The sequence below is a fragment of the Salinisphaera sp. SWV1 genome (assembly GCF_052044155.1).
GTDB lineage: Bacteria > Pseudomonadota > Gammaproteobacteria > Nevskiales > Salinisphaeraceae > Salinisphaera.
On record NZ_JBQDYE010000068.1, the window covers coordinates 1 to 10,236 of the forward strand.

Sequence of the window (10,236 nt, forward strand, 5' to 3'; positions counted from 1 at the left end):
GCGCCCGGAGTTTTCCACTTTTATATTGCCCCGATTCTACAACGCAATCAGATAGTTGGAGTTTCTGGACGGACACTTTCTAGATCAAGACAATTAAGAACAGCGAAGACATTCCATCTGTCGCCATGGCGCGCCTTCGCTCCTTTGAGCCGTTAGCGGGTTGATGGTGACGATCACCATGTAATACAAGCGCTGGGCGTGTGTATGTTCAACACAATCAGTGGGTGTCTTCCGGATGGCCGGCGGCTGCGAAATCGCCACCCTGATAGACCACGGCAGGGTCGTCCGGATCTTGTGGGGCCGCCTCGGCAAGCACCGTATCCCGCCACCGGGCGGCGCTATGGCGTGGTCGCCAGCCCAGGAAATCCGCGGCCGAGTTGTCCCACCAGCGCTCGTCGTTGTTCGATACGCCGTAGATGATCGTATTCCCCACGCGCGGCGCCGTGAACCCGCGCTCGCATAGAGTGGCCAGATCTTCTGCTGCTAGCCACGTCGCAAGCATGCGCGGGTTCTTCGGCTGCTTGAAGCAGGAGCCGATCCGGATCGACAGGCATTCCTGGCCGAATTTATCGAAATACAGGCGCGCGAGATTCTCGCCAAAGGCTTTCGAGACACCGTAGAGCGAATCAGGGCGGGGCACGCAATGGGTATCAACTTTATCTTCGCGCTTGTAATAGCCTGTCACGCGATTGGAGCTGGCAAAAACGATGCGGGGTCGGCCGTGCGCCCGGGCCGCCTCGAAAACATTGTAGGTACCCAAAATATTGGCATCGAGAATCATATCGAAGGGTTTTTCGATTGATATACCACCTAGATGGACGATGCCGTCGCATCCGGCCACCAGATCACGCACCGCCGCGCGTTCGCTCAGATCACAGGCGATGAAGCTCTCGTATTCAGTCGTGTCGGTTACGACCTCGTGGTCCGAGAGTACGACATGGTGTGCAATTCGTGGCAGGAACGGCCGCAGCGCGGTGCCTACACCGCCGGCCGCGCCCGTCAACAGAAGCCGTTGCAGCATGGCTTGCTCCTTAGCGATTTCGAATCAATTTAGTGTCCATCCAGAAACTCCAGTCATCGGTCTTGTTGAAGTAATCTAGAAGAACTTGAGATATAAAGTTCGGATTAATTTTTGTTGTGAGACACAAGTCGCTTATGTTGAAATTCAATAGCCCAAGGGGCTGCAAATGCGAGCAAAACGTCATAACCGTGTTGGAGCGCTATGGCTAAGCGTAGTTATCAAAATATCGCAGATATCATCGGCAAAACGCGACGGTCGGCTCACCTACTCAAACGTCTCATTGCTAATGCTTCGACTTGTGCTAATTCCTGGTTGACAGCCTGTATTAGGTGCGATTTTTATGAGGCTGGGTATCCTTTGCTGCGGAATCTCACTGCATAAGAGCGCCGAATAGATGAGGTAGCACCTCAACAACCGGGGTCACATACGTCACTAAAAGCAACACAATGATCAGGGGCGGCCAGAAATAGAGCATGGCCTTGCTTGCACTTTCCAGCGATACGCCCCCAATGCCGCTACCTACGAACAGTGCGGTGCCCACCGGCGGTGTAGTCAATCCGATCGCTAGATTGAGCAACAGTACAATCCCGAAATGGACCGGCGACATATTGATCGGCGGAGCTGTGACGATGGGCAGCAAAACGGGCGTCAGGATCAAGATTAGCGGCGCCATATCCATGACCGCGCCAAGCATCAATACGAGAATATTGAGTAGAAGGAGTTGAATGACCCAGTTGCTCGAAACATGAGTCAATCCCGCCGCCAGGTCATGTGGAATACTGAGAAACGCCATGAGCCAGCCAAACGCTGACGCGGACGCGATCAGGAACATCACCATGGTGGTCACGCGAACCGACTGCGCGCCAATGTGCCAGAGCTTCTGCCAAGTCAATTCGCGATAAATCAGTCCAGTAACCAGCAACGCCAGCCAAACGCCGATTGCGCCGGATTCCGTGGCTGTAAAAAAACCGAATACGATGCCTCCGACGATGACCACACCGACCGCCAACGCCGGTATAACAGCAAGACAAATACGAAGAGACTCGCCGAGCGGCGGGCGTGGCGTGCCAGAATAACCTCGCCGAACGGCGATGATACCCGCGACGATCATCAGCGATACGCCGATAATAAATCCCGGTATGTAACCGGCAAGAAACAGTCCGCTGATCGAAACACCGCCAGCAGCCAGGCTGTATATGATCGCGTTTTGACTGGGCGGGATAATGATCCCCTGAGTTGAACCGGCAACGGTCACTGCCGTGCTGTAGTCGGCATCGTAACCCTCGGCTCTCATCGTCGGGATAAGCATGGAGCCGGTGGCACTAACGTCAGCCACTGCTGAGCCGGAAATACCACCAAACAACATCGAAGTCACAACATTGACCATGGCCAACCCGCCGGGTATCGGGCCGACCAGCACCCGAGCAAACTGCACCAGCCGGTATGCTATACCGCCCTGGGCCATGATCTGCCCAGCTAAAATAAAAAAGGGAATGGCCAGCAGCGGCCCGGAGTCGATACCACCAATCAGGCGCTGGGCAACGAGCGAGCCTGGAACGCCCATCCACAGCGCGGTGACCAAGCTGGCCAGACCCAATGCAAAGGCGACCGGCACCGACAGGCCAAGTAGCACGACGAAAGAACCGGCCAACACGCCGGTCGGCCCCATCATCGTCTGAACGCCCAGTGTCGCTACACCGCAGCCAAGGGCTAGCAAGATCAGCGCAATTGCCGTCGCTCTGGCCAAGAACCCGACCGAAACAGCGTTATCGTAAGCGACTGGCACATCCGCCTGAATAAGGTTAAACGCGGCATAAACTACCATCAAGACGCCGCCAACCGGCACCGCGAGGTTCATCCAGCCTACGGCGACGTTCATGGTCGAAAATGATTCGGACATGGCTTGTTGCGCCGATAACCAACCTTGCCAGATAAGAAAACAGGCAAAAGCCGCGACAGCCAGCCAAGCCAATCGGTAGGCGACGACACGTAGGGGCCGTGGTAGCGTCTGAACGCCGAACATGACCGCTATATGGGTGCCCTGACGCACGCCTAGCCCGGCACCGAGCATGCTTAGCCAAATCATCAGCATCAAAGCTAGTTCTAAAGTCCAAGCTGGCGCGCGCGAGCCCAGAACATAACGCCCAAGTATTTCAAAAGAGATATCCAGTGTGATGGCAATAAAAAGCGCTACACATACAATCTCAATACATCGAGCAAATCCCTCTTCGGCTCGGGCAGCAATTTTTTTCATTGAAATACACCGGATAAACTCATAATCATCAACAAGTCATCGCCGTCGCCGCATAAGCCGCGACGGCAATGAAAAAATTCATCATGATTTTCAGACATCATCGCCCAATCGTTCGCAGCGTATGATTCCGTCAAGTATGTCTATTACTTGCTTTCTTGGCTTGATTCTTTCTCCGCGTTCTTTATTTCCTGAATCAAGCTGCCGTATTCTTTTCCGTATTTTTTGTACACTGGGCCCATAGCTTGTTGAAACTTTGCGGCATCCACATGATAAAAATTAGCCTTGCCTTTCAATTTATTACGCGTTCTTTGGACTAGTTGCTGCCAAGCTGTTTCCTCGACGGCTTCACTAGCAAGGGCAGCTTCCTGCAACCAGGCCTGCTGTTGTGACGAGAGTTTTTTCCATGTATTCAAGCCAACAACGACAACCTCCGGAACGCGCGAGTGACTGTCGAACGTATAGTTAGGGGCAACCTCGTAATGGCGTACGCCATAGGGGCCGTACGACGGTATATTGTTCTCCGCGCCGCTGATCGCATTATTTTGCAATGCGCTGTATACGTTGCCATAGGACATGGGCACGGGGGTGGCCCCCAACGCTTTGATCATGGCGATCATGGGCTTGCTCTTCTGCACTCGAATGCGCATGCCTTTCAAATCGTTGATGGATTTGATCGGGCCAGCTTTTTTCGTGGTGTAAAAGCTGCGTTGACCCGAGTCGTAGTAGGCGAGGCCGACCATCTTGGCGCTCTTGAGAGATTGCAGAAGCTTATGGCCGATCGGGCCGTTGAGAACGCGCCATTCACCTTGTTTGCTGGTAAAGATATAAGGCAGACTTAACACGCCCATTTTGGAATCAAAGTTGGCTAGTGGAGCAGCGTTAATCCGGGCCATATCAATCGCACCGGATTGGACCTGTTCGCCAACCGACTGTTCACTGCCGAGTTGGCCATTGGGATAAACTTTAATAGTCATCTGACCGTTGCTAATCGCGCTAAGATAGCGGGCCATGGCCTTATCCCCTTGTACCGTCGGGTAGTTCGGGGGTTGATCGTCGGATAATGTAAGTGTTGTGGCCGCGCAGGCGGTGCCTGTTGCCATGGCCGTGAGGGCGATTCCCGTTGTGAAAAAGCATGCGACTTTCGAGTTGATCTTCATGAGAGACTCCATTTTAGTGGCTTATACTAAGCGACAACGATTCAAGCACCACCTATGTGAGTGAAACGCGCGATCCGAGCCCAATGCTGGGTTCGTGAAACAAGCGCCGTTTATTGCACCCACGATCTGCCAAGTGATCTATAACGGGTGTATGGGGCGTCGTTATCGAGACCAGCGATCCGATCACAACCTAGAATCGCAAGATATTGGCGTTCGAACACGTCAACTCCATCCGCATCGCGGGCTAGGAGCATGCGCCTGGCTTTTCGTCCGGCAGGACCGAGGCTGTACGGATTATGCTGCGCCGCGACAAGCGCCCTTCCCGTCAATTGCTTACTGCCGCCACGCGAGCCGGCGGCTATGTGATCTTGGCGATATCCGAGACGGCTGACTGAATACTCGCTGCGAAACGTCAAGTCTCGCGACAAGCGCACACACTTGTCGCTGAAACGGCGCGATAGGCTCGTAATTGAAACCTGGGCGGCTTCCGCGACGTTCCACATTCGCGCTCGCTTAACGTGTTGTGCCGGAACCTTGTCAGTTGCCATCATTGCATCTACAAATTGGGGAGCGATTCCACTCACTATTGATCGACGGTCGCCTAGTACTTCCTAGAACGATATGCGACTTTTATCTGGGAGCTGTCCTCGGAAGGAGGGCGACCGTTGAGGCGGTCCGTCCGTAAGTGAGTCTGGGCCGGAATGGCTACCGGCTGGCCGCCAGGTCAGCGATAAGTAAAGTACGGCGTGTAAGGTTCTCAGGGTCATCATGCAGCTCCTTCCTCGGTGCGTGCCGATCACGGTTGTTGTAAGATGACAGAGCTACGGTGATCATACAATTAAGACGTTGGTCGAAAAGGCATGGTTTGCTGCGGATGGCTGGGCGGGAAAATCTGACAGTGGGACCGGCTCGAGCACCAAGGGGTGAATGACGTGAGTAATCCAGAAATCAGCGCGGATACGCCAAAAAAACGTGCGGCTGCACCATTGAAAAAGAAGAAGAACCGACGCAATCTCGTCGCCGAAGTCAGTGGTCGTCTGCGCGAGTTCATCGTTGGTGGCGACCTGCGGCCGGGCGACAAGCTGCCCAGCGAAGCGGGCCTGACGCGCGAATACAGCGTGAGCCGCACGGTGGTGCGGGAAGCTATCGCTTCACTGCGCGCCGATGGGCTGGTCGATGTCCGCCATGGCGTGGGCGTTTTCGTGCGCGAGCCCACCGAGCAGGGGCCTGGCTTCAAACCGGTGGATCGGGCGCGAATATCCTCGATGATCGAAGTGCTGGAATTGCGTTCGGCCATCGAGATCGAGGCCGCGGCGCTGGCCGCCGAGCGCCGCTCGCCGGCTCAGGAAGAGATTCTGTTCGAACGCTTCGACGACCTGAACCGTCTCATCGAAGCGGATCAGCCCACCGTCGCGGCCGATATGGCGCTGCACCTGGCGGTGGCGGACGCCACCAACAATCCGCGTTTTCGCGAATTTCTTACCCTCATGGGGGAGCATCTGATACCGCGTTCGGCGTTGCCCGAAAATGTCGAGGCTGCTGCGCCCGAGGGCTACATGGAGCAGATCCAGGCCGAGCATCTCGCCCTCATTCGGGCGGTGTCGGAACGCGATATCGACAGCGCCCGCGAAGCCATGCGGGCGCACCTCAAGGGTAGCCAGAATCGCTATCGGCGCCTGATTCGTGGCGCTTAGACCATGTGGTAATATCTCTTCAATTATGAGATAAGATGAGTTAGGGTCGGCGGTATCCACCACGCAATCGGAGCGGTACCGCCGAATCTTATGCAGCCCATTGAACTGAAGTCCGCGCTGGCCTCCGGCCTGCTTTCCTTCCCGGTCACGCCTTTCGATGCCGACGGCGACTTCGCGCCCGGGCCCTATGCCGAGCATATCGGCTGGTTGTCCGGCTTCGACGCGGCGACCCTGTTTGCCGCCGGAGGCACCGGGGAGTTCTTCTCGCTCGCGCCTGAGGAAATCCCGCAGATCGTGCGCGAGGCCAAGGCCGCGGCCGGTGACACGCCCATCGTGTCCGGCTGCGGCTATGGCACGCGCATGGCCGTATCGATTGCGCGCGAGGTCGAGGCCGCCGGAGCCGATGGTATTCTACTGTTGCCGCATTATCTGATCGGGGTCAGTCAGGCGGGCTTGATGGCGCATATCCAGACGATCTGCGAAGCCGTGGATGTCGGCGTGATCGTCTACAATCGCGGCAACTCGATCCTGCAGGCCGATACGCTCGAAGCCTTGTGCGAGCGCTGCCCGAATCTCATCGGGTTCAAGGATGGCTCCGGTGATATCGGTCTGGTCCGCGAGATCACGGCGCGACTCGGCGACCGGCTCACGTATCTGGGTGGCATGCCGACGGCGGAACTGTTCGCCGAGGCCTATCTGGGCGCCGGGGTCACGACCTATTCCTCGGCCGTGTTCAACTTTGTGCCGGAGCTGGCTCAGCGCTTCTACAACGCGCTGCGTGCCGGCGATCATGCGCAGACGACCGCCATCCTCAACGATTTCTTCTACCCCTTCGCTGCGATCCGCGACCGCAACGTGGGCTATGCGGTGTCGGCGATCAAGGCTGGCGTGCGCCGGGCTGGGTTCGATGCCGGACCCGTGCGGCCGCCGTTGACCGATCTCACCGAAGAGGAGAGCGAGATGATGGCTTCGCTCATTCGGAGTGCCGGCTGATGCGTGTCTCGGAGGTCCGCACGCACGGCCTGGATCACGGGCTGGCCGAACCATTCGAGAGCGCTTCCGGGCGCTTCGAGCGGCGCCAGCACTGTCTCGTCGAAGTGATCTGCGACGATGGTACGATCGGCTGGGGTGAGTGTCTCGGCCCGCCACGGGTGAACGCGGCGGCGGTCGAGGCATACGCCGCGTTGCTGATTGGGCGCGATCCGCTGGCTACCGACGTGCGTTGGCTGGAGCTTTATCACGCGCTGCGCGATCAGGGGCAGCGTGGCGTGACCGTGACCGCGCTGTCGGGCATCGATATCGCGCTCTGGGACATCAAGGGCAAGCACTTCGGCGTGCCGGTGTCCACGTTGATGGGCGGTCGTTTCCGCGACACGGTCCAGGCCTATGCCACAGGCGGCTTTCGTCCGGACGGCCCGGATCGCACCGCGGCCACCGCCGCGGAAACGGCACGTTATGTCGCGGAAGGCTTCGCTGCGGTCAAGATCAAGATCGGGTTTGGCTACGACGAGGATATGGCGACGATCGCCGCGGTACGCGAGGCGATCGGATCGGAGACCCAGCTGATGATCGACGCCAACCACGGTTACGATGCACTCGAGGCGATCGAAGTCGGGCGAGCTGCGGCGCGCTTCGACATCGACTGGTTCGAGGAGCCGGTGATCCCGGAAGAACCGGCGGTGTACGCCCGGGTGCGCGCAGCGCAGCCTTTGCCGTTGGCCGGCGGTGAAACCTGGCACGGTCGCCACGGCATGCGCCAGGCGCTGGAAGCCGGGGCGGTCGATATCCTGCAGCCGGATGTCTGCGGCACCGGCGGTTTCAGCGAAATGCGTCGTATCGTCGACATGGCCGGCCTGTATGGCGTGCGTATCGTCCCGCACGTCTGGGGCAGCGGCATCGCACTGGCCGCCAGCCTGCATTGCCTGGCGACCATCCCGTTCGCGCCCCCGCGACCCAGCCCCCGGGCGCCGATACTGGAATTCGACCGCACCCCGAATCCGATTCGTCAGGCGGTCCTGCGCGCGCCGATCGAGCACGAGCAGGGGTGGGTTCGCGTGCCGGAGGGGCCCGGTCTTGGCATCGAGATCGATCGTGATGCGTTGACGCGCTATGTCCGGGCGGACGCCGATTGATGCGCGATATCCCGGTTAACACGCGCCCTCTCGATGGCCCGGCACCCCGGATCGATGTGCCCGAAGGCGCAACCGACTGTCACATCCATGTCTATCTCGAGGGTTACGCGTCGCAGCCCGGCGGGCCGCCGATCGCCGAACTGGCCACGCCCGACGATTATGCCGTGGTCCAGCGCCGCCTGGGCCTGGAACGGGTCGTCATCACCCAGTCCAATGCTTACCAGTTCGATAACGGCGCGACGATCGCGGGTCTGAAAGCCGTCGGCGCCGAAACCGCGCGCGGTGTGGTGGTCGTCGGGCCGGACACGACCGATGCCGAGCTGGCCGAATACCATGCACTCGGCGTGCGCGGGGCCCGTATCATGAATCTGCCGGGCGGTGCTGTGGGTATCGACGGCATGGCCGAAGTCGAAGCCCGTATCCGCGGATGGGGTTGGCATTTGATGGTGCAGTTCGACGGCCGCGAGATCGAGCGCCATCGGCCGGTGCTGGAAGCGATCCAGGTCGACTACATCATCGACCACACCGGCAAGTTCCTGGCGCCGGTAGCGGCCGATGATCCACGCGTGGATACACTGCTGCGGCTGATCGACCGCGGCAATGCCTGGTTCAAGATTGCCGGCCTGTACGAAACCAGCCGTGTCGGTGCGCCGGATTTCGCCGATGTCGCGCCGATCGCGCGCCGTGTGATCGCGCATGCGCCGGAGCGCGTGATCTGGGGCTCGAACTGGCCGCATGTCGGCGTCGCGCGTGCGGATTACCCGGACGATGCCGTCCTGCTAGACAATCTGGCGGATATGGCCGACGAGGCGACGCGCCGGCGCATCCTGGTCGATAATCCGGCCGCGCTCTACGGCTTTGCCTGAGCCGACTCAGCTGCGCGCGAGCACCGCGGCGACGATTTCTTCCTGAATGGCCGCGGCCGCCGCCGCAGGATCCGTCGCCTGCCGGATCGGGCGCCCCACCACTAGATAATCGGCCCCGGCCGCGATGGCTCGGGCCGGTGTCATCACGCGTTTCTGGTCGTCCGGCGGGGCCTCGTTGTCCACGGGACGGATGCCTGGTGTGACCGTGATCAGCGTCTCCGGGGCCTCGGCGCGCAAGCGCTCCAGTTCGAGGCCCGAGGAAACGATGCCGTCGCAGCCGGCTTCCAGTGCGCGCCGGGCGCGGGAAAGCACGAGCTCGTCGATATCGCAGTCGAATCCCAGATCGGTCATGTCGCCGCGATCCAGGCTGGTGAGCGCGGTCACCGCCAGGATCTTCGCGTTGCCTTTGCGCGCCGCGCCGGCCGCTTCCATGATGCCCTGGTTGCCGTGAACGGTAATGAAGTCCACATCGCGAGCATCCAGCCGGGCGACCGCGGCCGCCACGGTGGCCGGGACATCGAACAGTTTTACGTCCACGAAGACCTTCTTGCCGCGCGTCTTCAACCAGTCGACCAGCTCGAAATAGCCCGGCGACATCGCCAGTTCCAGGCCGACCTTGTAGAAGGTGACCGTGTCGCCCAGGGTTGCGACCAACGCGCGGGCCGCATCGGTGTCGGGTACGTCGAGGGCGAAGATCAAGCGGTCGCGATTGTCTGGGAGGTGGCGCATAGGTCGAGTCGAGGGCAGGGCGAGCGAATGTCGCGGTGTGTTATTCGGACGGACTGAGGGCATGTGGGGCGATTATACCGCTCGCGCAAGGCGCCGCCGTCGCGCCCGTCGAGGGCCGTAGCGCTGTGAGAACTAACGAAAACAGATACACGCGGCGCTCTACGGAACTGCGTGCACAACGCAGCCCCGGCTACTGGCGCCGGCTGTCATATTCATTCGCGCGATATGAGCTCTTTCAGTAGCGGCAGCCCGTCCGAATCGCCCGGATACTGAATCACGCGGGCGGCGATCGCGTTGGCGCGCTCAAGCGCGGCCCGCGGCGTAGCGCCTTCCAGCCGGGCGCTGATGAAGCCGACCGCAAAACCGTCACCCGCGCCGACCGT

At 59.6% G+C, this 10,236-nt stretch carries 9 protein-coding genes; 4 read left to right on the forward strand and 5 right to left on the reverse strand.

Annotated elements, in window-relative coordinates:
- Positions 1-217 precede the first annotated feature (217 nt).
- From ACS8YF_RS18970 to ACS8YF_RS18980, 3 genes are all read right to left on the reverse strand, one after another.
- Entirely contained in the window at positions 218-1,021 is an 804-nt protein-coding gene (locus ACS8YF_RS18970; protein ID WP_440851676.1) for an NAD-dependent epimerase/dehydratase family protein, read from the reverse strand.
- A 370-nt stretch (positions 1,022-1,391) separates the two neighbouring features.
- On the reverse strand, positions 1,392-3,275 hold the full coding sequence (locus ACS8YF_RS18975; RefSeq protein ID WP_440851677.1) for a TRAP transporter large permease: 1,884 nt from the start codon (positions 3,273-3,275) through the stop codon (positions 1,392-1,394).
- Between the two features lie 143 nt (positions 3,276-3,418).
- A complete protein-coding gene (locus ACS8YF_RS18980) occupies positions 3,419-4,432 on the reverse strand; it encodes a TRAP transporter substrate-binding protein (RefSeq protein WP_440851678.1) in 1,014 nt (337 codons plus the stop codon).
- Between the two features lie 932 nt (positions 4,433-5,364).
- On the opposite strand from ACS8YF_RS18980, the gene ACS8YF_RS18985 reads away from it, so the two are divergent.
- The 4 genes from ACS8YF_RS18985 (at position 5,365) to ACS8YF_RS19000 (ending at position 9,124) form a co-directional block, all read left to right on the forward strand.
- Positions 5,365-6,126, forward strand: coding sequence for a FadR/GntR family transcriptional regulator (locus ACS8YF_RS18985; RefSeq protein WP_440851679.1), 762 nt, complete (start codon positions 5,365-5,367; stop codon positions 6,124-6,126).
- 90 nt (positions 6,127-6,216) lie between these two features.
- Positions 6,217-7,119, forward strand: coding sequence for a 5-dehydro-4-deoxyglucarate dehydratase (kdgD, locus tag ACS8YF_RS18990; protein ID WP_440851680.1), 903 nt, complete (start codon positions 6,217-6,219; stop codon positions 7,117-7,119).
- Positions 7,119-8,258, forward strand: a complete 1,140-nt coding sequence (locus ACS8YF_RS18995; RefSeq protein WP_440851681.1) for a mandelate racemase/muconate lactonizing enzyme family protein — start codon at positions 7,119-7,121, stop codon at positions 8,256-8,258. The genes kdgD and ACS8YF_RS18995 overlap by 1 nt, the downstream gene beginning before the upstream one ends.
- Positions 8,258-9,124, forward strand: coding sequence for an amidohydrolase family protein (locus tag ACS8YF_RS19000; protein ID WP_440851682.1), 867 nt, complete (start codon positions 8,258-8,260; stop codon positions 9,122-9,124). The genes ACS8YF_RS18995 and ACS8YF_RS19000 overlap by 1 nt, the downstream gene beginning before the upstream one ends.
- A 6-nt stretch (positions 9,125-9,130) precedes the next feature.
- Here ACS8YF_RS19000 and pyrF read toward each other — a convergent pair whose 3' ends face one another.
- Positions 9,131-9,853, reverse strand: a complete 723-nt coding sequence (gene pyrF, locus ACS8YF_RS19005) for an orotidine-5'-phosphate decarboxylase (protein WP_440851683.1) — start codon at positions 9,851-9,853, stop codon at positions 9,131-9,133.
- A gap of 212 nt (positions 9,854-10,065) precedes the next feature.
- A partial coding sequence (locus ACS8YF_RS19010) for a PfkB family carbohydrate kinase (RefSeq protein WP_440851684.1) occupies positions 10,066-10,236 on the reverse strand: 171 nt, incomplete at its 5' end.